Origin of the sequence: Paenibacillus odorifer, assembly GCF_000758725.1 — a bacterium.
Classification (GTDB): Bacteria; Bacillota; Bacilli; order Paenibacillales; family Paenibacillaceae; genus Paenibacillus_AQ; species Paenibacillus_AQ odorifer.
This window is the reverse complement of record NZ_CP009428.1, coordinates 739,482-764,610: the sequence shown is the minus strand read 5'-3', so window position 1 is coordinate 764,610 and position 25,129 is coordinate 739,482. Positions and strand designations below refer to the sequence as shown.

Sequence of the window (25,129 nt, the reverse complement as noted above, 5' to 3'; positions counted from 1 at the left end):
ATCTAATTATAAAGATTTCGTTCATATTGTCAACAGCAAGGGACAATTCTTAATAATCTGCGGGGAGTATTGGGCATTAGAGTCTGCACGACAAACAGGGCGTCCTGTAGATATGAACATGACTCTGGGGCGCCCACCTCGAGTCGATTGGAACCGCCAATCGTGCGGGATTCAGCAGCTCTATCGGATTCAGTAGCTCTATCGGACTCACCTGCTCCTTCAAACACAGTAGCTTCATCGGATTCAGCAGCTCCTTCGGACTAAATAGCTTCATTGGACTCAGCAGCTCCTTCGGACTAAATAGCTTCATTGGACTCAGCGGCTCCTTCGGACTCGACGGCTCCTTCGGCTCAGCAGCTCCAGCGGACTCAGTAGCTCCAGCGGACTCAGAAGACCCTATTCGCAGATTTAGCACACTTTTTGAATTCTATCGGACCCCATAGTCGCTATCACCCTGTAAAACAGCAAATACGAGCTTCTTTTCGAGCAATAGCGTCACTGGAGTCCGAAACTGTGCTGAAAAGGTGATAATTTGGCTAATAAGGTCATCTGAGTCCGATAGATGGTGGATGCTACGACAACCGGGGGTCTGGGGGGCTTGAGGTTTGGGTTTGGGTTTGGGTTTGGGTTTGGGTTTGGGTTTGAGAACCCCACCAAAAAACAAAGAGCAGCGATCCCCAGTATCGGAGGATCGCTGCTCTGTTGTTTTTTCAAGATGAATGGCCAGGGTTGTTAATCAATCGTAGCTGTCGTTAAACATCTCATGGGTTTCATGGCTGCCTTCCCAATCCTTAAGCAAGCCCTCGGGAGCATCTTCTGCGGAATCCCACATGCTGAATCCATCGGAGCCGCCCCAATCCCCCATTGAATTATTGGGCGTAGGCTCGAAACCGTTGCCCATGGATCTTCCCTGTTCTTTCTTGTTCTCATGTTCCATAAAGCTCCCAACCTTTCCCAATGCTATATTGATCAAGCAACAACATTATCAGTGTTCACTCTTCTAAAAGGATTATGCATATCGCCATAGAAATGGTTGTCCTTGCGTAGACCTGTCATGCAAACGTATACTCTAGGTTAAAGACTATACCGATTAACAACACTGGAGGTTTACATCCAAATTATGAAAGTGAAAGATATGATTAAGGAAAATAACGCCCTGCGTGAGCAGTTGACGCCCTTCAATCGCTCCTATTTAGAAGATATGATCCTTGCAATGCGGGCCAGTCGAATTGACACCCTGCGCGGAGAAGAACTTTTGCTGGATGCGGCCAAGCTGCTGTTGAAGGAACAACGTAAAGGGAAAAATGCCAAGCAAGTATTCGGCGAGAATCCGCACGATTATTTTAAAGAAATCATAGACAGTGTTCCCGGGCGCCCGGTGCGCAGTAAATGGAACTATTACTTGATGATTCCCTGCGCAGCTCTGACCTGTCTTTTTGGGATATTGGCAATCGGTGGACTCTTCTTCCAATGGACTGACGATTCACCTGGAAAATTCGGACAGATCAGCCTTTTCACCCTGCTCGCTGTGGGAGTAGGCTCCATTATCTTAATTGAACTGATTATGAAATGGATGTCTTCCTTGTCGGAAAGCGATGCACCAAGTGCCAAGCCTTTTGATATAAAAAGCCTTGGAATCTATATTGGCATCGCAGTAGCTGCTGTATTTATCGGCATGTTCCTCGATCGATTATTTCCGGTCATTACAATATCCCCGTGGGTAAGCTTAATTCTGTGCATCATTGGGGGGTTGGGACTGAAATTTATATTTTTCAAAAAATAAATATCTAGGCTGAAAACTTTATTCCATCCGATAGATAGGGGGAAACTTCCATGATTAAGAAACATTATATTCTCTACTCCGTTCTAGCTATAGCCTTAGGGCTAGGCATAGTACCCAGTGCTATTCACGCCGAAGGTGCTACCAGCCCTCCTGGGGAAGGCGCTAAGGCAATTCCTCAAGCAGCTAGTAATAATCATGCAGAGGCTGTCTATAAAGCTGCATTACCGCTGTTATCTACCTCTGACAAGTTACCCGAAGCCATAAAATATTTGAACTCCAATATGTATGCGGTAGGGTCATATCGTGCAACAATGATGACCCTGAAGCTTGAGAATCTGCATAAAGCTGCGCTGCAAGCCTGGGAAAGTAAATTCAGTACCAGCACTGTCCAGCGGAAGCTCACCGCCATTTATAAAGCAGGCGCCAGCATGTCGTCTCTTGCCGCTATTACTGATGATCTCCAGCTGCGTACACTGCTGAAAAGTGCCAGCGAAAACGGATATAAGCTGGAGACAGCAGAGGGTACTTTTTTCCCGGTGATCGATTATGGGGCTTACCGCAAGTACAAGCTATACGTTACCAATGATATCAGCGCTTATATTACCATTATGGCCACCGAATCGGACCTGCCCTCTTCCAAGGACAACGGGCTAGTTATCGCCTGGACTGAGGTTGCAGCCAGAGCTTTATCTCAAGAGCAATTCATTCAAAATCATCCGAAGTCAAACCGAATTTCTGCTGTAAAAGCCTTGTACACTATGTATGTGAATAATACGTTTTACGGCCAGAATAACACTCCTCTCTTCCATTATGACAATCTGGAAATGGATTTGGAGGCGCAAAAGGCTTACTCCAGTATTCTGACCAAAAATAATGACAGCAGCCCATTTCTACAAAAGCTGGATAGCTTCATGAAATTAATGAAAGACAATAGCTACAAATTGACCGATGAGGTCGAGCAGTATCGTAAAACTTCGTTACCTCTCTAATAAAGAAATCACAAAAGCCCGTCCCTGAAATGAATAGGGACGGGCTTTTTTATATTCGTTAACGAGATTATGAAGTGGATGCGAGCATTAAATAAGGATGTTAAAGAGATTAGAATCCTTATTGATCTCTACATAATCGACGCCCTTCTGCTGCATCCGTTCGATGAGAGGTTCGTAGGCATCCGTTGACAATAATTCAATGCCAACAAGCGCGGGACCATTTTCTTTATCATGCTTCTTAATATACTCGAAACGGGTAATATCATCGTGAGGTCCAAGGATTTCACCCAAGAACTCACGCAGCGCGCCTGCCCGTTGCGGGAAGTTCACCATGAAATAGTGTTTTAAGCCTTCGTAAATCAATGAACGCTCCTTGATCTCCTGCATCCGGTCAATATCGTTGTTCCCACCGCTTATGATACAGACAACTGTTTTGCCGCGGATTTGATCACGATATTGATCAAGCGCTGCGATAGGCAACGAACCTGCTGGCTCAACCACTATGGCATTCTCGTTATATAGTTCCAGAATCGTGGTACAAGCTTTACCTTCAGGCACCATCACGATGTCATCCAGATGTCGGGAGCAAATATCATATGTCAGGCCGCCAACACGTTTTACAGCCGCTCCGTCCACGAATTTATTAATTTCATTAAGAGTCACCACTTCTCCAAGCTTGATCGCTTCCGTCATAGAAGCGGCTCCGAGTGGCTCCACACCAATCAACTTGGTAGAAGGACTAACTGTCTTCACATAGGTGGCTATACCCGCTGCTAGGCCGCCTCCACCAATGGTTACGAACATAAAATCTGCAGGGTTATCCAGACTCTCCATCACTTCCATTGCAATGGTGCCGTTGCCCGCAATGATTCGTGGCTCATCAAAGGGGTGGATCAGCGTCATCCCATGATCTATACAAGCTTGCAGTGCTTCATCATAAGCGTCATCAAAGGTATCCCCCTTTAGAATGACCTCAACAAACTCACCGCCAAACCGCCGCACCTGCTTAACCTTCTGGTTAGGCGTAGTGCTTGGCATATAGACCTTGCCTTTAATTCCAAGCGCCTTACAGGAATAGGCTACGCCTTGTGCATGGTTGCCCGCACTCGCACAGACAATCCCTTTCGCTCTATCTTCTGCTGACAAACTACGAATCATATTATAAGCTCCGCGGATTTTAAAAGAACGTACAATCTGCAAATCCTCGCGCTTCAAATACACATCACAATCATACTTGGCTGATAATACAGCATCACGTTGTAGAGGTGTCCGGATTATGACTTCACGCAGTACGTGATGAGCCCGCACAATATCTTCCATTCCTACGATTCGGTCTTCCTCTTCTCTCATAACCCTCTCGCCTCACTATCTATCTGTTATTCTACTTCTTGTAACATACTCTCCCGAGGACATTTTTTCAAGCATCCTAATCAGTGATAAAGAAAAAGAGACTAAAGGAACCCTATAGTCTCTTACTAATATTTGCTGTCTCTACGCTATGAAACCTACTAATCCTGTTGCTTCAGCATCCACTTCACCAGGTCTGGTAAGCTTGTCCACAAACGTGAATGTACAATAACATATTCGATAGCCTCGTTAGCGTCACCCACGCCTACAAAATCAGGCAGGTTATGCGGCAATCTTTTGATACCTAACAGATAATCCGGCACATGCTTGTTCACATTCTTCGCCACGCGGTAGAGCATTTTGAGCTGGGAAGTAATTCCGTTCTTCTTATATTCTAAAACCATACGGTCATATGCTACTGTTGCTGCTGCATCCTTGCCGAACTTCTCCAGTACCTTCTCGGTCTTCTTAAGCTTATTAGTGTAAAGGTACGTTGCCGTTAGAAGGTAACGCGCACCTGTGTTATCTTCTGGGTTCAATTCTAGAATGTGCTCCAACGTCTTTTGTGCTTCTTCTGCATTTCCGCTAAACCAGCAGGAGTCAGCGTAGCTTTTGCAGATTCGAATGTACGAACGCGTCTCGTAAAGACCCCAGAAATGTCCTTTGTTCTCAATGAAAAAGGCTTCTCCAAGCTCACGCGCACCCGCTTCCATCCCTGCTTTCAGATAAGCACGGGCATCTGCTTCATTCTCGGCTTCCTCAGCCAAAATGAGATAGGCGTCCGGACTGTCCGGATAAACTTCCAATGCTGCTTCTGCTAGCTGGATCCGACGATTGGATGCTTTAGTTTCCATTGCTTTTTGCAGCAAAGCCTGTTCCTGATCCTTCGGAGTGCCTGAAACGTTGAGCAAAAGTAATTCTTCCTCTGCCCCGCCCATGCCATACTGTTCGATATAATTAAGCATCTCTTTAACTTTTCTGGAGATGGTAGGTGCAGTAACCTCATGTTTGATCGCTAGATCAGCTTGAGTTTGAAGGAAACCATATTCCTCAGACAAGATAAATTCGATAGCCGCGCAGAAGGAGCCCATTTTCTTCACTGCAGGCTTGATGTGACGGGAATAACCATTCCATAAAACCAGACCTTCCCAGATTAGCTCCCGGTCATAGCTGTCTCTCATGGTCTCAATAAGGTGCATAGCCAATTGTTCATGTGCTGGATGCTCCCATTTCAGATCACGTGACACCTTTTTTTTGAGCGTAGTTAGGGTAAGTTTAGCTTCAGAAATGGCTGCCGCTTCTGGTTTGTCGGCCACAGCCACAGTAGCAGCGGATTCTTCCGTTGTTACCAGTCGCATGATGGATTCCACTGCAGAAGTTTCTTTCCCTAGGCAGCATTTCTTATATTTTTTCCCGCTTCCGCAAGGACACATATCATTTCTTCCAATCTTACTCAAAACGAATTCCCCCTTAAATCTGTGAGTAGCCATTCGCCATAAGCGTATCGCTAGTATGCACTATAAGTATCAACATTTTCAGGCACGAGGCATCCTTTATAAGGTTACTGCACAAAGTCTGAAGGACTCCGATTTAAAAGGGCCTTCCCATGATCGGAAAGGCCCTTATCTGTATATATCCGCACATTTTCCCCCGTACGTGTAGTATTATAGCACTTCTTCTATCACTTGTCAGTCCTTTTTTAGGACTTAAAGCGCAAAAAATTGCTAGATACAGTGCTTTATCCTTATACCAGAGCCTTCATAGCGATGTCGCTGCGATTCTGTTTCCCGGAAAAAGAGATTCCTTCAGCCCTAGCATAGGCCGCTGAACGAGCTTCGGCAATCGTAGCACCCAGACCTACCACGCCTAAGACCCGTCCGCCGTTCGTTACCCAGCTGCCAGCTGCCCCCCGTGCTGTACCGGCATGAAAGATCAGCCCTCCTTGGCTGTCCTCAAGCCCTTCAATCGGCACTCCTTTAGGATAAGAGCCTGGATATCCTCCAGAAGCGAGAACCACGCACACCGCTGCTTCATCGCTCCATTCAATGTCGATATCCGCAAGTTTGCCCTCGGTTACTGCCAAAAAGATTTCTAACAAGTCGCTCTTCAATCTAGGCAGCACGACCTGTGTCTCCGGATCCCCAAACCGGGCATTAAATTCAATGGTCTTTGGTTTACCTTCTGGAGAAATCATCAGCCCTGCGAACAAAACGCCGCTAAATGAACGGCCTTCAGCTACCATAGCCTTAGCTGTTGGCTTAATGATGGTCTCAATCGCTTCTTGGATAATCGCCTCGTCGATATGCGGTAGAGGCGAATAGGTGCCCATTCCACCGGTATTAGGACCTTTATCTCCATCGTAAGCAGGCTTATGATCCTGAGCGGCAGCCATCGGACGAACTGTCTCTCCATCAACAAAAGCCAAAATCGACATTTCTTGACCCGCTAGGAACTCTTCAATGACAACCTGAGCGCCAGCTTCACCAAACACTTTGGTTACCATAATATCAGCTAGTGCCTGCTCTGCCTCTTCCCGTGAATAGGCAACGGTCACGCCTTTTCCTGCGGCAAGCCCATCTGCCTTGATTACGATCGGCAGCGGTTGCTCGCGTAAGTAAGCCAGTGCAGCTTCATAGCCATCAAATTTTTCATAGGCTGCTGTCGGAATATTATATTTGTGCAAAAGATCCTTCATAAAGGTTTTGCTGCCTTCGATCTCAGCTGCATTCTTGCGCGGACCAAACACAGGAATAGCCTGTGCTTCAAAAGCATCCACAATGCCCCCTGCTAACGGATCATCCGGTCCGATTACAACAAGACCTACTTCCTTCTCTTTTGCAAAAGCCGTCAGACGGTCGAACTCAAACACACCGATAGGCACACATTCTGCTAGCTGCGCAATCCCGGCGTTACCGGGTGCGCAATAGATTTTACCAACCTTGGGGCTTTGGGACAGGCTCCAAATAATCGCATGCTCCCGGCCGCCGCCGCCAACCACTAAAATATCCATTAGAATAAAATCCTCCCAGCGTTCTAGTGTTTGAAATGACGGACGCCTGTGAAGACCATAGCAATTCCATACTCATTCGCGACCTTGATCGATTCTTCGTCTTTAATGGAGCCGCCTGGCTGAATAACTGCGGTAATGCCTGCTTTGGCTGCCATTTCAAGCGTATCTCCCATTGGGAAGAAGGCGTCAGAGGCAAGGACTGATCCTTTGGACTTCTCGCCAGCTTGTTCAATCGCAATTTTAGCTGCGCCAACGCGGTTCATTTGCCCTGCACCTACGCCAACTGTCATATCATCCGCAGCTAATACAATCGCATTAGATTTCACATGCTTAACTACCTTCCAGCCGAACAACAGCTGTTTCAATTCTTCTTCGGTTGGCTTACGGTCCGTAACAACTTGTAGATCATCCGGGTTCACAGAATGCACATCGCTCTCCTGTACAACCATTCCTCCATCAATAGAGGTAACTACGAAGCTGCTCTTACGCGCGCTAGCCGTGCTGAGATTGCCGATTTTGAGCAGACGCAGGTTCTTTTTCTTTGTAAGGATTTCCAGTGCTTCTTCCGTAAAGCCTGGCGCCAATACGATTTCGAGGAAAATCTCTTTCAGCAGAGTAGCAGTGTCTGCATCGATAATCCGGTTAGCTGCCACGATACCCCCAAAGATAGAGGTTGGGTCTGCGTTGTAAGCTTTTTGATAAGCTTCGTATACACTTTCACCGACACCTACACCACAAGGATTCATATGTTTAATGGCTACGACAGCAGGTTCTTCAAATTCTTTCACGATTTGCAGCGCTGCGTTAGCATCGTTGATATTGTTGTAGGATAATTCTTTGCCATGCAATTGCTCAGCTGCTGTAAGAGTATCCCCCGCAGCCAAAGGCTTGCGATAGAAAGCTGCTTTTTGATGCGGATTCTCGCCGTAGCGCAGATCCTGAATTTTCTCATAAGTCACGGTGTAGCGCTCAGGAAGCGGTTCGCCAGTAACATTAGCCAAATAATCGGAAATTAAGGCATCGTAAGCCGCCGTATGACGGAACACTTTTGCCGCAAGACGTTTGCGTGTTTCCAGCGTTGTATCTCCATCTGCGCGAACCTCTTCAAGCACTGTAGCATAGTCGTTAGCATCTACCACTACACTTACAAAAGCATGGTTCTTCGCCGCAGAACGCAGCATCGTCGGTCCGCCGATATCGATATTCTCGATGGCTTCTTCATACGATACATCCGGTTTAGCAATGGTTTCCGCGAACGGATACAGATTTACTACTACCAGATCAATGTAGTCCAGACCAAGCTCTTTCATTTGACGCGTGTGTTCCTCATTGTCACGAACCGCTAGCAATCCGCTGTGTACAGCCGGGTGCAAGGTTTTGACACGTCCATCCATGATTTCCGGGAATCCTGTAACATCGGAAATACCGATGACTGGAACACCTTCCTTAGCCAAAAGCGTGCTTGTTCCACCTGTGGAAATAATCTCTACGCCTAATGCAGACAACTCGCGGCAAAAATCCACGATACCTTGTTTATCCGATACGCTAACTAGCGCTCTTTTGATACTCACTTTGAATAGTCCTCCTTCGGGTTGTACGTGCGATTTAATGTGATGACATCTAAAAGCTTGGGAAACTATAAGAAAGAATCTGACTCTATTACCTACTACACGACACATAATGCCGCTTATGCAATATTTCCCGAGAAATACCCTGAAATCTCTCCGCCTGTCACCAAATGTCGATCCAAAACTTTGAATGACTACAGTGTGGCTTACTTTTCGCGGATAATCGTCTTTCTTCCACTCAGTTCCACTTTCCCGCTGGCAAAAGCGCCAACCACTTCAGGATATAACTCATACTCAACCTTATGAATCCGTTCCGCCAATGAATCCGCCGTGTCGTTATCCAACACAACTACGCTACGCTGAGCAATAACTGGCCCGGTATCCATACCTCCATCGACAAAATGCACAGTGACACCCGTCAGCTTCACGCCATAATTCAGCGCTTGTCCGATCGCATCCTTTCCAGCAAAAGCAGGCAGCAGCGATGGGTGAATGTTAATAATCCGACCCGCATACGGCGTTAAAAGCACTGGTGTAATGAGGCGCATATACCCTGCCAGCACAACCAGCCCGATATCCCGCCGCTGAAGCTCTGCTACAATCTCTGCTTCGTAGAGCTCACGGCTGGCGAAGTCTTTTGGCCGCAGCAGGAGGGCGGGAATTCCCGCATCCTCCGCACGTTGTGCTACAGGCGCTTCCGGCTTGTCCGAGACAAGCAATTCAATCCTGCCGTCTCCAAGCAAACCTGCTTTCTGTGCCTCGATCAGTGCTGCAAAATTGCTGCCCTGCCCCGAAGCAAAAACAGCGATTCGACTTGATTGCATCACACTTCAGCTCCAGTAAAGGTTACTTTGCGTTCCCCTTCTGTTACTTTCCCAATGATATACGCCTCTTCTCCGCTAGCCTTAAGCAGTTCAAGAGCGCGTTCTCCATCAGCAGCGCTAACTACCAGAACAAGACCAATTCCCATATTAAAAGTAGTGAACATATCACGGTTGCTTACGTTACCTTTGTTCTGCATCAAACCGAAGATTGGCAGAATCGGCCACGATCCGTAATTGATCTCCACATCTACATTATCAGGCAATACGCGTGGGATATTCTCGATGAATCCGCCACCCGTAATGTGAGCCATACCTTTTACCGGAAGCTGCTCCAGCAGTGCCAGCAAAGGCTTCACATAAATCTTAGTTGGTGCAAGGAGCACATCCGCGAGCGGAGCGCCAAGCTCAGGAAGCACGTCATTCAGGCCATAACCCTCTTGCTCAAGCAAAAGCTTACGCACCAGCGAGAAGCCATTGCTGTGCACACCACTGGAAGCCAGACCAATCACTGTGTCTCCAGCAGCGATGTTAGCGCCTGTTACCAGCTTCGCTTTATCAGCTACGCCAACTGTGAATCCAGCGATATCATATTCACCTGCTGAATACATACCCGGCATCTCAGCCGTTTCGCCGCCAATCAGTGCACAACCCGCTTGGTGACAGCCTTCAGCGATTCCAGCTACGATAGCCTCGATTTTCTCCGGCACCACTTTGTCGCAAGCCAGATAGTCGAGGAAAAAGAGTGGCTCTGCACCTTGCACTACAATGTCGTTCACGCACATAGCTACAGCGTCGATGCCAATCGTGTCATGACGATCCGCCGCGAATGCGATTTTGAGCTTTGTGCCTACACCATCAGTTCCCGATACAAGCACTGGCTCTTCATATTTATCTTTATTGAGGCCAAACAGTGCTCCGAACCCACCAAGTTCCGTCATTACTTCTGGACGGTAAGTACGTTTTACGTGCTTTTTCATGCGTTCTACCGCTTCATTACCAGCCGCAATATCCACTCCGGCGTTTTTATAAGCTTCCGACACTATTGGACACCTCATCTTTTAATAGTTTAGAGCGCGTTTGGGCGCATTCGGCTTTTGGGTGGTTGTAGGGGAGTTACTGCGAGGAATGTTTGGACTTCCGATCGCTGTTATGCTCGAATTCCTTTGAATTTTTTACCGCTGAGCGGTAGAAATTCGAGCATAAAGGCGAACGCTAACGCTTCTACAGTTCCAAACTTCCTCTCCATAACTCCCTCCAACCACCGGTTTGTCCCTACTGCAAGCCGCAGTGCGCGCCTTGCATACGGACCTCAAGACCTCGGTGCATGAGCTGCGCCATACACCTCCTTAAGCGAGACAAGCGGCCCTCGTATTTGCGAAGCAAACAGAGGGAAGCTTGGCGAGCCAGTCCCGGCGGCGGATGCAGCCGGGGGGCGGAGCGTCGTAAAGCGTGTCCCGTCCGTGCGCAGCACACAGGGACAAAGCGAGCACTCGTACCCAAGTCTTCTTAGCAAGTTATAACCCAACTCCTACCGCCGAGCTTTCGGGTGGCCGGAGGGCAGAGCCCTTCGGAATCCCCCTTTGAAAGGGGGGCTTAGGGGGATGTCAACACGAGCAGCCATCTTTCTCTGCCCCGCCAAAATCAACCTGCGTCGGGTAATCATTATCAAAGCAAGAAAGACAAAGTCCGCCTTTATAGTCATCTTTGTTGTGTCCACCAATGGAAGAGATTAAGCCTTCCGGCGACAAAAATGCCAAGGAATCGGCGTTGATCTCTTCGCACATTTCCTCAATGGTCTTGTAGGACGCGATGAGGTCGCGGCGGTCTGGTGTATCAATGCCGTAGAAGCAAGGATTCTTGAACGGTGGCGAAGTAATCCGCACATGCACTTCAACAGCTCCCGCTTCCCGAAGCAGATTGACGATTCGGCGTGAGGTCGTGCCACGAACGATAGAATCATCGATCATAACGACACGTTTGCCATCAACTACGCTGCGCACGGCGCTCAGCTTCATCTTCACACCTTGCTCACGCAGTTCTTGGCTCGGCTGGATGAAGGTCCGTCCAGTGTACTTATTCTTAATGAGCCCAAGCTCATAAGGAATTCCCGTTTGCTCGGCATACCCGATGGCTGCTGAAATACTGGAATCCGGCACACCGGTTACGAGATCAGCATCGACAAAAGCTTCCAGTGCCATGCGGCTACCCATCCGCTTACGGGCGGAGTGCAGGTTAGAGCCGTTCATATCACTGTCTGGGCGTGAGAAGTAAATATACTCCATCGCGCACAGCGCTTTACGTTTGGGTTCGGTAAAACGGTCCTCCAAGAGGCCGTTTTTGTCGAGGACTAGCAGCTCGCCCGGCTCAATATCACGAACCAGCTGTGCCCCTATGACCTCTAATGCGCAGGACTCGGAAGCAAAAATATAAGCTTCACCAATCCGTCCCATCACTAGCGGACGCAAGCCATGGGAATCTGAAGCGACAATCAGCTTGTCATTTGTCATAAGCAGAAAAGCAAACCCGCCAACGAGCTGCTGCAGCGCATCTTTTGCCGCTTCAACAAAATCCTTTGGCGAACGGGCAATCAGATGCGCCAGCACTTCTGTATCACTCGTAGTTTGAAAGATCGATCCGCTTTGCTCCAGCTGTTTGCGGATCAACGGTTCATTTACTATGTTGCCGTTCGTAGCAATCGCCAAATCGCCGTCACGATATTTAAATACCAGCGGCTGCGCATTGGTTAAACGGCTGTCTCCACTAGTGGAATAACGTACATGCCCAATGGACATGTCTCCAACCAATGAGGCAATTTTGTCCTTGTCGAATACTTCTTTTACTAACCCCATCCCGCGGTGATAGTTGAAATCGCGACCGTCTGCTACGCAGATTCCCGCACTTTCTTCCCCACGGTGTTGTAAGGCGTGTAAGCCGTAATAAGACATGGACGCCGCTTCCGGGTGTCCGAAGACCCCGAAAACGCCGCATTCTTCTTTTAATGTGTCAAAAATATCTCCCGAGCCCGTTCCTTCATTGTAAAAGTCACCAGTCCACAGGATAGGAGTCTCCTGCTCTTTCCCGGTCTTTATTTCATAAGACATGGAATAGCATCCTCCCAAACGAATTTCAATTCTGCTACAGCTTCATCTAGTGCGGACACGCCGTCCAGATTTACGCGCAGTCTGTCTCCACCTACAGTTCCGATGATCTCCACTGGAACACCGCTGGCTGCAATCGCTGCTTTCAGCTCTTCCGCACGTTCAGGAGCTGCTGTCAGCACAATGCGTGATTGGCTTTCGCTGAACAATGCTACATCAGATCTAAGACCGTTAGCTGAAAGCTCAACGTTCGCTCCGATTCCGCCGCTGATACAGCTCTCTGCAAGCGCTACGGCAAGTCCACCTTCGGACAAGTCATGCGCGGAACGCACCAGACCGCCACGAATTGAGGTAAGGACTGCGTTCAGCAGTTTTTTCTCAGTAGCCAAATCCAAAGCCGGAGGACGACCTTCGGTCACACCATGAACAGCATATTGGAATTCACTGCCGCCCAGCTCAGCCTTGGTCACTCCCAGCAGAAGAATAGAATCTCCTTCTTGCTTGAACCCTTGAGTCGTAATATGATCCGTGTCCGCTACTAAACCAACCATGCCGACAACCGGCGTTGGATAGATGGAACCCGTAGTATTTTCGTTATAAAGACTGACATTACCACCGATAACCGGAGTATCCAGCACACGACAGGCTTCAGCCATACCATCAACCGCACGCTCCATTTGCCAGAACACATCAGGCTTCTCAGGATTTCCGAAGTTCAGGTTATCCGTAATAGCCAGCGGTTCAGCACCGGAACAAACGATGTTGCGTGCCGCTTCGCTGACTGCAATACGTCCGCCCACTTCAGGATCAAGATGAACATAACGGCCATTACAGTCTGTAGTCATCGCAAGTCCTTTACGAGTACCATGAATGGTAACTACAGCCGCGTCAGATCCAGGGCGTACAGCTGTGCTCGTCCGCACCATGTAATCGTATTGATTGTATACCCATGCTTTACTTGCTACGGTTGGTGATCCAAGTACTGTACGCAATGCACCGCCCAGATCTGTAACTTCCTCGTAACGAAGGGTATCTACCTTTTCATTCGCAATATAATAAGCAGGAACCTCAGAGGGTTTATTATATACTGGGCACTCATCCACGAGCGCCGTTACTGGCATGTCACCAACAACCTCGCCGTGATGATACAATTTCAAGCGGCCATCATCCGTAACTTTACCGACTTTACAGCAGATAACACCCCAGCGGTCAAAAATCTCTTGTGCCTGGGCCTCATCCTTCGGCTCAACGACGAACAACATCCGTTCTTGTGATTCTGAAAGCATCATTTCGTAAGGCGTCATGCCCTCTTCACGTTGTGGCACCTGATCAAGATATAGCTCCAGACCGTTGCCTGCTTTACTTGCCATCTCCGCACTAGAGCATGTAAGACCCGCTGCACCCATATCCTGAATCCCGATAACGATGCCGCTGTCGATCAGTTCTAGACAAGATTCCATTACGAGCTTTTCCATAAATGGATCGCCGACCTGTACAGCGGTACGTTTAGCTTCTGATTCCTCACTAAGCTCTACCGATGCAAAAGTAGCACCATGAATTCCATCACGTCCTGTAGGAGGGCCTACATAGAAGACTGGGTTGCCTACACCCTTAGCTACACCACGTTGGATTTTGTCATGATCGATCAGACCCACACACATTGCATTAACTAGCGGATTGCCATCATAGCTATCATCAAACATGATTTCGCCGCCAACCGTTGGAATCCCGATACAGTTACCATAACCAGCAATACCAGACACAACATGTTCGAACAAATATTTTACTCGATCACTTTCCAGCTTCCCGAAACGTAGTGAATTGAGGATTGCGATAGGTCTGGAGCCCATGGAGAAAATATCACGGATAATCCCGCCCACACCCGTTGCCGCACCTTGGAAAGGTTCTACCGCTGAAGGGTGGTTATGACTTTCGATTTTGAAAACAACCGCTTGGTTGTCACCGATATCTACAATCCCTGCGCCCTCGCCAGGTCCCATCAGGACACGTGGTCCGGAAATTGGGAAACGTTTCAGGAGTGGTTTGGAGTTCTTATAGGCACAGTGCTCGGACCACATTACGCTGAATACGCCGATTTCAGTGTAGTTCGGCAAACGTCCCATAAAAGACTTGATCAGCTCATATTCGCTGTCCGACACACCGAACTGGCTGTAAATTTTCTGCTCCGCAATCTGTTCTGCGGTCGGTTCCTTAACGGATACTTGCTGCGTCATGACGATCCCTCCAAGTCTTCAGTATGGATGTAAACATTCTTTTGCCGTCTTCTGAACCAAGTAAACTATTAGCCGCGCGCTCAGGGTGAGGCATCATGCCAACCACATTCCCTTGTACGTTACTAACACCCGCAATATCGGCTACGGAGCCGTTAGGATTATCGCTATAGGTAAACACGATCTGATTGTTAGCTTTCAGCTCTGCCAAAGTCTCGTCATCACAATAGTAGTTTCCTTCACCGTGTGCGATTGGGATGATGATTTCTTCATCTTTAGCATAGTCAATAGTAAATGGGGTTTCATTATTAACAACCTTAAGCACTGTATCGTGACAGCGGAACTTCATCGACATGTTGCGGCGAAGCGCACCTGGCAGCAAACCAGCCTCAGTAAGAATTTGGAACCCATTGCAAATGCCTAGCACGTATTTCCCTTGCTCTGCTGCTTTAGCAACTTCCGCCATAACAGGAGCAAATCTCGAAATCGCGCCACAGCGCAGGTAATCACCATATGAGAATCCGCCTGGAACCAAAATGCAATCATACGCCGACAAATCCGTCGCTGTATGCCACACATAGTCGACTGGTTCGCCGAGACTGTCCTCTACCGCCTTGTAGCAATCAATATCACAGTTGGAGCCTGGGAAGACAAGTACAGCAAATTTCATGTCGTTTAGTCCTCCAATTCGTAGCGGTAATCCTCGATCACCGTGTTGGCAAGTAGCTTTTCGCACATTTCCTTGAGACGCACTTCCGCTTCAGCACGGTTATCCGTATCCAAAGTCAGCTCCATATATTTCCCGATACGCAAGCTTTCAACTTCTTGGAAGCCTACCGAATGAAGTGCTCCTTGTACTGCTACCCCTTGTGGATCAAGAACGCTTTTCTTTATGGTGACATATACCGTCGCTTTTAACATATGCTTGTAGTTCCTCCTAAATTTTAATGAGCATACCCTCTGAAACTGAAATTCTACAATGAGTACATTTAGCTTCAAAAATATATACTGAATTTATTCCCATGAGTGCACACACTATGTTGAACTATAAAGACTTGCCAGTAAGACGATGATAAATGTCCAGATAACGCCGTGTAGTTTCTTCTACTACTTCAGTTGGGAGCGGATCAGGTTTACTATTCTTATCCCAGGCAGATGCAGATAGATACGTACGAACAGGCTCTTTATCCATACTATCAATTTCAATATCAAGCGCGTATTTATCCTTAGCCCAGAAGCGGGAAGCATCCGGTGTAAAAATCTCATCGATCAGAATCACCTTGCCGTCCAACAAGCCGAATTCGAATTTGCAGTCCGCAAGAATGATCCCCCGCTCAGCACAATACTCTCTAGCAAAAGCGAACAGCTTTAAGCTCTTTTCCTGCAGCTCAAGCGCCAGATCAGCTCCGATTAATTCCTGCATTTTCTCAAACGGAATATCCTCATCGTGACCTACATCATTTTTAGCCGCAGGGGTAAAAATCGGCTCTGCCAGCAGCGCGTTTTTGCGGAGGTTAGCAGGAAGCTCAATACCATTTACCTTGCCGGTTTCTTGATACTGTCTCCAGCCGCCGCCAGTGATGCATCCACGCACTACGCATTCGATATCAATGCGCTCCGCTTTGCGTACCACCATGACACGGTTTCTGAGGGCCTCTTTGTCCTTAACTACGTCGCCAAGCAGATCCACATCGATATGAACGACATGATTCTCCATCAGCTCTTTAGTCTGTCCGAACCAGAACGCGCTCAGACGGTTAAGCACATTACCCTTTTCAGGGACCGCCGGGTCCAGCACATAGTCAAAAGCAGATATCCGATCCGTAACTACGATCAGTACATTTTCCCCTAAATCGTATAGCTCGCGAACCTTCCCTTTGTAGAGCAGCGGCGCATTGATGAGTTCCACGGCTGTGGATACGGCCGATGATGTCATGACCTTTCCTCCCTTGAACTAATGATCATTAATTATTACTTGAGCGAAAACGTCTCTTGCAAAATCGGAAATATCTGTTGGGTCAATCGGGCCACTACAAGAAATGTTTGGACTTCCGATCGCTGTTATCCTCAGATTTCCTGATTGAACCACTGCCAGTGGTAGAAATCCGAGAATAAAGGCGAACGCTAACGCTTCTACAGTTCCAAAATTTCTCTCCGTTCCTTATCGACCAGTTGCATTTCAATTATGCACAACATTAACCGCTCGTACTATTCCTAGCTCCTTAGTTCACCACTAACTTATCTTTTTTAGATAAGTTCTAGCTTGCGGAAGATGGTATCCACATGCTTAAGGTGCCAAGAAGGGTTAAATGCATCTTCAATCTCTTCTGGGGTGAGGACATTAGTGATTTCAGGTGTGGCTTCCACGATATCACGGAACTGCTTTTGCTCTTCCCAAGCTTGCATCGCACGTGGTTGAACGGTATCGTACGCTTGCTCGCGGCTGAAGCCTTTATCAATCAGCTTGGTTAAGATCCGGCCAGAGAAAGGAACGCCGAAGGTACGGTTCATGTTACGCTTCATATTCTCTGGGAATACAGTCAGGTTCTTCACGATGTTTCCGAAACGGTTCAGCATGTAGTTCAGCAGCATCGTTGCATCCGGAAGGATGATACGTTCCACTGAAGAGTGCGAGATATCGCGTTCATGCCAGAGCGGCACGTTCTCGTAAGCTGTAACCATATGTCCGCGAATCACGCGGGACAGACCGGAAATATTCTCGCAGCCAATAGGATTCCGTTTATGCGGCATAGCAGATGAACCCTTTTGACCTTTGGCAAAAGCTTCTTCTACTTCGCGAATCTCACTCTTTTGCAGAGCGCGGATTTCGGTAGCGAATTTGTCTAGCGAGGTTGCTACCAGAGCAAGAGCTGCCATATACTCAGCGTGACGGTCGCGCTGTAGAGTTTGTGTCGAGATCGGTGCAGGGCTTGTACCCAGCTTACGGCAGACAAATTCTTCTACGAATGGATCAATGTTGGCATACGTACCAACGGCTCCGGAGATTTTGCCAAATTGCACACCGTTCGCAGCATGGCGGAAACGCTCCAGGTTACGTTTCATTTCTTCGTACCACAATGCCATTTTCAGACCAAAAGTAGTTGGCTCAGCATGAACCCCATGTGTACGGCCCATCATCGGTGTATCTTTATAAGCAATAGCTTTATCTTTAAGGATCTCAATAAAGTTAATAATATCCTTCTCTAGAATCTCATTCGCTTGACGCAGCAAGTAACCCAGTGCTGTATCCACCACATCTGTGGAAGTAAGGCCGTAGTGTACCCATTTGCGTTCTGCGCCAAGGCTTTCGGAAACCGCACGAGTAAATGCGATTACGTCATGACGTGTTTCCTGTTCGATTTCATCAATACGTGCGATGTCGAATTTAGCATCCTTACGCAGCTTAGCAGCGTCTTCATGTGGGATGACTCCCAGTTCCGCCCATGCTTCACAAGCGCAAATTTCCACTTCCAACCACGCTTTGAATTTATTCTCCTCAGTCCAAATGGCCCGCATCTCGGGTCTGCTGTAACGTTCGATCATATTCTTTAGTTCCTCCAAAGTTTAGATTGCTCCACCCAGGATAAGCCGTCTCCGGTATCCTTGCACAGCAGATTGATATGACCCATCTTACGACCAGTCTTACTCTCAGTCTTGCCATATATATGAAGCTTAGGTACAATACCCAGCTTATTATCTTTTTCCTCATGTGTACAGGTCGCTTTAATAGCACCATCCAAATGCTGACCTAATACATTTACCATAACTACAGGTGTCAAAAGCGTTGTATCGCCCAGCGGCAGATTACAAATCGCCCGGACATGCTGCTCGAACTGTGAGGTCACGCAAGCATCCATGGTGTAATGGCCGGAATTATGCGGCCTTGGTGCCAGCTCATTGACGAACAATTCACCGTCCGCTGTGACGAACATTTCCACGGCAAGCAGTCCAACCGCATTCAGCCCTGCGATTAAAGTCTCAGCCAGCTCGCCAGCTCTGCGCTGAATGTCCGCTGACACTCTTGCAGGTACAATGGACAGATGCAAAATATTATTTACATGAATGTTCTCAGAAGGCGGGAAGCTTTTGACCTCCCCAGATGCACTGCGTGCAGCAACAACGGATATTTCGCATTGAAAAGCTACAAACTTCTCAAGCACCAGCTCCGGAATCACCTCACCAGGTGCAACCTGCCGGAAAGCTTCTTCCAGCTCTTCTTCCTGACGAATCACAGCTTGACCCTTGCCGTCATAACCGCCTGTGGCTGTCTTGAGCACACAAGGTAGTCCAAGTTCAGCCGCCGCCTGTTTTAGCTCCGCAAGGCTGTCCACCTTCCGGTACGGGGCGACCGGAACGCCCGCCGCCTCGATGGCGGCTTTTTCGCGCAGCCGATGCTGCGTGGTATACAGCAGCGCGCTGCCCTGCGGCACGTACGATTCCTCCGCCAGCAGCGCGGCTACGCCCGCGTCGACGTTCTCGAACTCGTACGTGATGACGTCCGCGCGGCGGGCCAGCTCCCGCGCCGCGTCCCGGTCGTTATACGCCGCCGTGATCTGCGGCGTAACTTGACCGCTAGGCGCATCCGGCGCAGGATCCAGCGCCACGAAGCGGTACCCCATGGCGCTGCCGGCCAGCGCCATCATGCGCCCGAGCTGCCCGCCGCCGAGCACGCCGACGGTCGAGCCGGGCAGCAGCGTCCGGACGGTGTCCGCACCGGACGCTTGTGCGGCTGGCGAAGCTGCGCCGCCAGCCTCCTGCAGCTTCAGCTCCTCCGGTCTCATAAGCTGTCGCTGCTTTCCAATACTTCATCGCGGATCGCATCCCGCCGCAGCTGCACACGCTGCTGCACTTCAGGGTCGAACGCTCCGATGATCTGTGCGGCCAGCAGGCCTGCATTTACAGCGCCTGCTTTACCAATAGCTACCGTTGCTACCGGTATGCCCCCAGGCATCTGCACGATGGAGAGCAGCGAGTCCAGCCCATTAAGTGCTTTCGACTGCACTGGCACTCCAATCACTGGCAGGATTGTCTTTGCAGCCACCATACCCGGCAAATGCGCGGCGCCGCCTGCTCCTGCAATAATCACGCGAATGCCGCGGCCTGCGGCTTCCTCCGCATAGCGGAACATCAAGTCCGGTGTACGGTGCGCGGATACTACCTTCTTCTCATAAGACAATCCCAGCTCTTCCAGCACCCTACAAGCGTGCTCCATCGTATCCCAATCCGACTTACTACCCATGATGACAGCTACCTGCACAGACATGATTCGACCTACCTTCCAATCACTAGTATGAGATATCTTTATCTTGTAAATCCGAACAAGCAGAGACTACATTCTCGTCCTTCAGGGATGACTATCGTTTTCCTTAATAATATAAGGTTGATATATTACGTGTAACTTATTCCTTATATTAAAAAAGCCCGATGTCCAGACGCATTTTGCTGCGGGAGGATCGGACTAGTAAAGGAATTAGGAAAAAACACTCCCGTTTGCCTCTCACCAAACTGGCATTAAGCGCGGAAAGCTGCACAATGCATCACTCCATTATCTGGACTGAACTATCGCATTCTAGCATCCTATTTCCTCGTAGTCCGGTAATTTACGGTTCCCGGGTAGAAACTTCCGGGCCATATTCCCGGTTTTATACGAGCTCTTCATGACATCAGTTTAACAATCCCCTACACATGATGTCAACTCAAACACGAACATTGGTAAAAACACCATAATAAATGTTCGCTTTTGGACGAATTTAAATTCTCAACAACCTTTTATTTTGTCAAGAAAGACTTCTTTCCGTACACTCCTAGCTCTAACACTCTATGTTGTTTAAGCTCCAGAATACGACCTATACTTCCTTAAATTGAAAAAAAGGAACGCTATCAGCGTCCCTTTGAACTCTATATTATTTTACAACCAGCACTGGAATACGAGCGCTTTGTACTACATTATGGCTGACACTGCCCAGAACAAATTCACGTATACCGCCAAGCCCACGGCTGCCGATAACTATGATGTCTATAGCATTTTCCTTAGCATATTTCAAAATCACTTCCGCAGGAGATCCTTGTAAAAGCTCAACCTCAGCATTCAGGCCTTCAGCCTCAAGGCGTCCCTTCACTTCTTCGGTAGTCTGCACTGCCAAATCATAATATTCTTTATTTACTGAAGCTGGTAGAGGTGCAAGAGCTTCTCCGATAAAAAATCTTGGGAATTCAAATGCGTGTACGACATGCAATATAGAACCTGGTGTGACTTTAGCGAGTTCAATTGCGCGCTCCAATGCTTGATTAGAAGCCTTTGAACCGTCATAGGCTAGCAAAATTTTAGAGAATAACATGTACGCCACCTCTTTTTCTAGTTTGTAATCCTAAAGACTATTATCTTAAAAAATAGCTGTACAAAAAGATATTCAGCAGCAGCAGAAGCGGAATTCCGATCCTGAAGGATGTATGACGCGTCTTGTGGCGCTTACGGTACATGGCAATCAGCACACCTAGTGCACCGCCCATGGCTGCCAGCAGAAAAAGTGTTTTCTCAGGTACACGTTCCCGCCTTTTGCGGGCTTTGTTCTTGTCCTCGGACATCACTACATACCCGATAATATTAATTACCACAAACCACAACATTACAACCTTGACCATTCTCCCGGGCTCCTCCTCCTTGCTTCCTCTCTCTATTATATTCCCCTTTTGCACAAAAAACCAATCATCCTTACACGCTCTGCCAAGTCTGTTAAGTTTCTTTTAGCTGCTTCTGCTTCGTATCCTTCATCCATACCCAGGATAAAATTGTAGCCAACGCCGCCGCAATCCCACCTAACCAGAATCCTCCGGTCAAGCCATATACAGAGCTCATCCAACCTGCTACGAATGGTCCTGCTGACATCCCTATCGCATAAACGGCCTGATAGAAACCCATAGCTGTAGCCCGTTTAAAGGGATCTATTTCTGATACCGATTTACTCAACAGCAGCGGAAAAATAAGTCCCTGCATAAAACCATTCCCCACCTGAGTCAGACAAAGCGCCGCTAACGTCGGCATAGAAGGAATGAGCAGCGTAAACAGTGCGCTTCCCGCGAAGCCTAGCATAAGCTTCCCTCTATCACCCAGCAGCCCTCCAAACAGACGTGAGCCGTAGAGCGTTGCGATGGCATGCGGAATCATAAAAGCGAGTGTTAGCCAGCCCAAGCTTTCTTTGCTTGCTCCGATATTCAGCGCCTGGTTCGGAGTATATCCGAACATCGTTATAAATAGCACACAGTGCGCCAGCACAGACAACAGCGAGACTTTTACCAGCAGAGGTTCCTTTACGACACCAGCCAGCTCCTTGATCTGTATGGCATTTTGCCGTTTTTCCTGCTTTTGTTCCGGTAACCGAAGCGCAAGAATTAGTGCCGCAATAGCTACAATTCCACCAATCAGGAAGGGGGCATTCCAGCCCCAATGCTCTACCATATAGCCGCTGATCATCATGCTGGTCAATTGGGCGATTACTGTAGTAAATTGCAGCATGCCCATCGCTTTTCCAGCTTCCTCTTTTGGAAAATATCCTGCGAACATCACAGAGTACACAACCCATGCCGATGCTGCTATCCCGGATACCGCACGTGCTGCCAACGCCCAACCCGGCTGTGCTCCCCACATAAAAAGAAAACAGCTGACTCCACTCGCAATCAATCCCAGATAGATAAACGGCCGCCGCCTATTTAAATAATCTGAACCGATGCCAATGGGTATACGGAATAGGATCTGCATTAACCCATATATCCCAAGCACCATACCCACCATAAAATACGATGATCCCAAATGCTCAACATATGGTGAAAGCACCGGCACATAAATATAAGAAGAGAACCAAAACATAAATACAATAACCAAAAAGAAAAACCTGCTGCTTCCTTGCCCCTGTGGGCGATCTGCCGCTTTCAACGGATTCGCCTGCTGCTCAGCTGCCACCTAATCACCTGCTCCACTCATTTGCTTACCATTCTAATTCAAAGCCTATCCGTAGACCACATAAACTTACTAGGATAGAAAAAAGACTACTGAGCACACTCAGCAGCCTTCATTATTCTAATCATTCGTTTTAATTGAAGCTAACCATCCGATGATTCCTACTACTTATCCTTCTTTTGTCCTTCAAGCGCTGCTTTCAGCAGTTCCCCAAGGTTAGAACCAATGCTTTCCTGCTTACTGTATTGCTGCACCAGCTTTTGCTGTTCACGTTTATTAACATGCTTGTGATCCTTATCTAAGATCTCTGTGATTCCACAGCCTAGACATTGTACGAACATGCCTGCTTTACCCTCTTTAAGCTCCATTTTCTTATGGCACTGTGGGCAGCGGCGATTCGATAGTCTTTTCTCACCTGCACGGGTGTAACCACAGTTATCTGCAGGACATACCAGCAGCTTCCCTCGTTTGCTCTTCTTCTCGAGTAGTCTTGTACCGCATTCCGGACAATGGCTGTTAGAGACATTATGCGGCTTATATTCTGCTCCGCTAGTTTTCACACCTGTTACCAATTCCTGTGCCATACTGCGGATACCTTGTAAAAAGAGCTCCGGTTTGCCTTGACCACGCGCTATTTTCTCCAGCTCAGCTTCCCAACGTGCGGTTAGATCCGGGGTACGTAGCTGAGTGGATACCAGCTCGATTAACTGCTTACCTTTTCCTGTCGGATGCAGGAGATTACCTTGCCGCTCAATCGTATCGGAGCTTACCAGCTTCTCAATAATATCCGCGCGGGTAGCCGGGGTTCCGAGGCCGTGTTTCTCCATTTGCGTCAACAGCGAAGCTTCATTATAACGCTTCGGTGGCTGCGTTCGGCCAGCACGCACCATACAGCGGCTAATCGTGACAGCAGCCCCTTCGCGCAGCTCAGGCAGCTTTACACTGCCCGCTGCCGGCTCGTCCGCAGATTCCTCCTCGTCATCACTACTCATATCTCCGCCGTATACTTCGCGCCAACCGGCATCTTTAACCGTCGTCCCTTTGACATGAAAATTTTCGCCTTCTACATTGACGGTTACAGCTACCGCATCATAACGAGCTGGCGGATAGAACAAGCTTATAAAACGCCGCACAATCAGATCATACAACTTACGTTCCTCAGTACTCAGACCATTTAACAATACGGTCTGTTCTGTAGGAATAATAGCATGGTGATCATTGACTTTACTATCATCCACGATTCGTTTCGTAATCGGCAGCTGCTTGCGCAGCAATGGACGTGCTAACGCTGCATATGGACCGACCGCAACACTATCCAGTCTTTCCTTGAGTGTGCCCGTCATATCTGAAGTTAAGTAACGACTGTCCGTACGCGGGTATGTGACAAGTTTATGCTGCTCATATAACCGCTGCAGCACACTGGAGGTCTGCTTCGCGGAGAAGCCGAACTTCCGGTTCGCATCACGCTGCAGTTCAGTCAGATCATAAGCCAGTGGATGAGGTTCACTTTTCTCACTCTTCTGTACCTTAATAATACGGCCGCTGCGTCCTGTAAGCTTATCCTTTAAGCTGGCTGTCTTATCCTTTTCGAATATCCGACCATCACCGTTACTGGCCCGCCATGCCGCTTGGAAATCCCCAAAATCAGCAGTCAGCGTCTCAAAATCGACGGAACGGAAACCCGTAATCTCCTGTTCACGATCCATGATCATCCCTAATGTCGGCGTTTGTACCCGTCCCGCTGAGAGCGGCGAACCGAACTTACAGGTCAAAGCTCTCGTGACATTCAGTCCAATCATCCAATCCGCCTCTGCGCGGCAACGTGCAGATTCATACAACCGATCAAATTCCCGACCCGGACGGAGTTTTGCAAATCCCTCTTTAATTGCCTTATCAGTCTGCGAGGATATCCATAACCGCCGGAATGGCTTTTTCCACCCTGCCATATTCATAATCCAGCGAGCCAGCAGCTCCCCTTCACGGGCAGCATCTGTAGCAACAATAAGCTCCTCAATGTCCTGACGTTTCATTAGATGCTGGACAGCCTTGTATTGCTGGTTGGTCTCCCGCAGCACCTTCAGCTTGGTCTTCTCCGGCAAAATCGGCAGATCCTCCAAGGCCCAAGTTGCAAACTTTTTATTATAATCCTCAGGCTCTGCCAGGCCGACCAAATGACCAAGCGCCCAGGTAACCACATATTTTGGACCTTCAATATAACTCTTCTGTTTATTATTACATCCCATGACCCGTGCAATCTCGCGTGCAACAGACGGCTTCTCCGCCAATACTAGTGTCTTCATAATGCTCCCCTTTCCACATCAAATT

21 protein-coding genes and 1 riboswitch are annotated in these 25,129 nt (G+C 48.3%); of the genes, 2 read left to right on the top strand and 19 right to left on the bottom strand.

All coding sequences use genetic code 11. The features are described from left to right. Positions 1 to 736: 736 nt before the first annotated feature. Positions 737 to 937 (bottom strand): hypothetical protein, encoded by a 201-nt coding sequence (locus tag PODO_RS03295; protein WP_036680885.1) that lies wholly within the window; start codon positions 935 to 937, stop codon positions 737 to 739. Positions 938 to 1,120: 183 nt separating this feature from the next. Here PODO_RS03295 and PODO_RS03290 point away from each other — a divergent pair, with 183 nt between their 5' ends. Both PODO_RS03290 and PODO_RS29825 read left to right on the top strand, forming a co-directional pair. Further along, positions 1,121 to 1,783, top strand: coding sequence for a DUF1129 family protein (locus tag PODO_RS03290; protein ID WP_038568671.1), 663 nt, complete (start codon positions 1,121 to 1,123; stop codon positions 1,781 to 1,783). A 50-nt stretch (positions 1,784 to 1,833) separates the two neighbouring features. Continuing rightward, entirely contained in the window at positions 1,834 to 2,772 is a 939-nt protein-coding gene (locus PODO_RS29825) for a hypothetical protein (RefSeq protein ID WP_052096760.1), read from the top strand. Positions 2,773 to 2,859: 87 nt separating this feature from the next. Here the strand turns inward: PODO_RS29825 and ilvA are convergent, their stop codons facing one another. The 18 genes from ilvA to PODO_RS03195 all read right to left on the bottom strand — a co-directional run bounded on the left by ilvA (position 2,860) and on the right by PODO_RS03195 (position 25,104). Beyond that, positions 2,860 to 4,122, bottom strand: coding sequence for a threonine ammonia-lyase IlvA (gene ilvA, locus PODO_RS03280; RefSeq protein ID WP_036680889.1), 1,263 nt, complete (start codon positions 4,120 to 4,122; stop codon positions 2,860 to 2,862). Positions 4,123 to 4,280: 158 nt separating this feature from the next. Next, a complete protein-coding gene (locus PODO_RS03275) occupies positions 4,281 to 5,576 on the bottom strand; it encodes an SEC-C metal-binding domain-containing protein (RefSeq protein ID WP_038568669.1) in 1,296 nt (431 codons plus the stop codon). 287 nt (positions 5,577 to 5,863) lie between these two features. After that, positions 5,864 to 7,129, bottom strand: a complete 1,266-nt coding sequence (purD, locus tag PODO_RS03270) for a phosphoribosylamine--glycine ligase (protein WP_038568667.1) — start codon at positions 7,127 to 7,129, stop codon at positions 5,864 to 5,866. A 23-nt stretch (positions 7,130 to 7,152) separates the two neighbouring features. Continuing rightward, complete coding sequence (purH, locus tag PODO_RS03265) at positions 7,153 to 8,700, bottom strand: bifunctional phosphoribosylaminoimidazolecarboxamide formyltransferase/IMP cyclohydrolase (protein ID WP_038568665.1); 1,548 nt, start codon at positions 8,698 to 8,700, stop codon at positions 7,153 to 7,155. A 203-nt stretch (positions 8,701 to 8,903) separates the two neighbouring features. Continuing rightward, positions 8,904 to 9,521, bottom strand: a complete 618-nt coding sequence (purN, locus tag PODO_RS03260; protein WP_038568663.1) for a phosphoribosylglycinamide formyltransferase — start codon at positions 9,519 to 9,521, stop codon at positions 8,904 to 8,906. After that, a complete protein-coding gene (gene purM / locus PODO_RS03255; protein ID WP_036680904.1) occupies positions 9,521 to 10,561 on the bottom strand; it encodes a phosphoribosylformylglycinamidine cyclo-ligase in 1,041 nt (346 codons plus the stop codon). The genes purN and purM overlap by 1 nt, the downstream gene beginning before the upstream one ends. Positions 10,562 to 11,125: 564 nt before the next feature. Further along, positions 11,126 to 12,622, bottom strand: a complete 1,497-nt coding sequence (gene purF, locus PODO_RS03250) for an amidophosphoribosyltransferase (protein ID WP_036680905.1) — start codon at positions 12,620 to 12,622, stop codon at positions 11,126 to 11,128. Next, positions 12,607 to 14,853: a phosphoribosylformylglycinamidine synthase subunit PurL gene (gene purL, locus PODO_RS03245; protein ID WP_038568661.1), complete on the bottom strand. Its 2,247-nt coding sequence runs from the start codon at positions 14,851 to 14,853 to the stop codon at positions 12,607 to 12,609. Before purL ends, purF begins: the two co-directional genes overlap by 16 nt. Then, on the bottom strand, positions 14,831 to 15,520 hold the full coding sequence (gene purQ, locus PODO_RS03240; protein ID WP_036680909.1) for a phosphoribosylformylglycinamidine synthase subunit PurQ: 690 nt from the start codon (positions 15,518 to 15,520) through the stop codon (positions 14,831 to 14,833). Before purQ ends, purL begins: the two co-directional genes overlap by 23 nt. Before the next feature lie 5 nt (positions 15,521 to 15,525). Next, positions 15,526 to 15,771: a phosphoribosylformylglycinamidine synthase subunit PurS gene (purS, locus tag PODO_RS03235; RefSeq protein ID WP_036680912.1), complete on the bottom strand. Its 246-nt coding sequence runs from the start codon at positions 15,769 to 15,771 to the stop codon at positions 15,526 to 15,528. A gap of 124 nt (positions 15,772 to 15,895) precedes the next feature. Further along, positions 15,896 to 16,786: a phosphoribosylaminoimidazolesuccinocarboxamide synthase gene (locus tag PODO_RS03230; protein WP_036680914.1), complete on the bottom strand. Its 891-nt coding sequence runs from the start codon at positions 16,784 to 16,786 to the stop codon at positions 15,896 to 15,898. Between the two features lie 311 nt (positions 16,787 to 17,097). Continuing rightward, positions 17,098 to 18,393, bottom strand: a complete 1,296-nt coding sequence (gene purB, locus PODO_RS03225) for an adenylosuccinate lyase (protein WP_036680917.1) — start codon at positions 18,391 to 18,393, stop codon at positions 17,098 to 17,100. Positions 18,394 to 18,398: 5 nt separating this feature from the next. After that, entirely contained in the window at positions 18,399 to 19,631 is a 1,233-nt protein-coding gene (gene purK / locus PODO_RS03220; protein ID WP_052096759.1) for a 5-(carboxyamino)imidazole ribonucleotide synthase, read from the bottom strand. Further along, positions 19,628 to 20,113, bottom strand: a complete 486-nt coding sequence (gene purE / locus PODO_RS03215) for a 5-(carboxyamino)imidazole ribonucleotide mutase (RefSeq protein ID WP_038568659.1) — start codon at positions 20,111 to 20,113, stop codon at positions 19,628 to 19,630. The genes purK and purE overlap by 4 nt, the downstream gene beginning before the upstream one ends. A 305-nt stretch (positions 20,114 to 20,418) precedes the next feature. Next, positions 20,419 to 20,520, bottom strand: a riboswitch (purine riboswitch). Positions 20,521 to 20,753: 233 nt separating this feature from the next. After that, on the bottom strand, positions 20,754 to 21,188 hold the full coding sequence (locus PODO_RS03210) for a universal stress protein (protein WP_036680923.1): 435 nt from the start codon (positions 21,186 to 21,188) through the stop codon (positions 20,754 to 20,756). Positions 21,189 to 21,228: 40 nt separating this feature from the next. Then, positions 21,229 to 21,492, bottom strand: a complete 264-nt coding sequence (locus PODO_RS03205; RefSeq protein WP_036680925.1) for a DUF1294 domain-containing protein — start codon at positions 21,490 to 21,492, stop codon at positions 21,229 to 21,231. Positions 21,493 to 21,583: 91 nt separating this feature from the next. Continuing rightward, positions 21,584 to 22,807, bottom strand: a complete 1,224-nt coding sequence (locus PODO_RS03200) for an MFS transporter (RefSeq protein ID WP_052096757.1) — start codon at positions 22,805 to 22,807, stop codon at positions 21,584 to 21,586. 161 nt (positions 22,808 to 22,968) lie between these two features. Next, positions 22,969 to 25,104 (bottom strand): DNA topoisomerase III, encoded by a 2,136-nt coding sequence (locus tag PODO_RS03195; protein WP_038568657.1) that lies wholly within the window; start codon positions 25,102 to 25,104, stop codon positions 22,969 to 22,971. Positions 25,105 to 25,129: the final 25 nt, after the last annotated feature.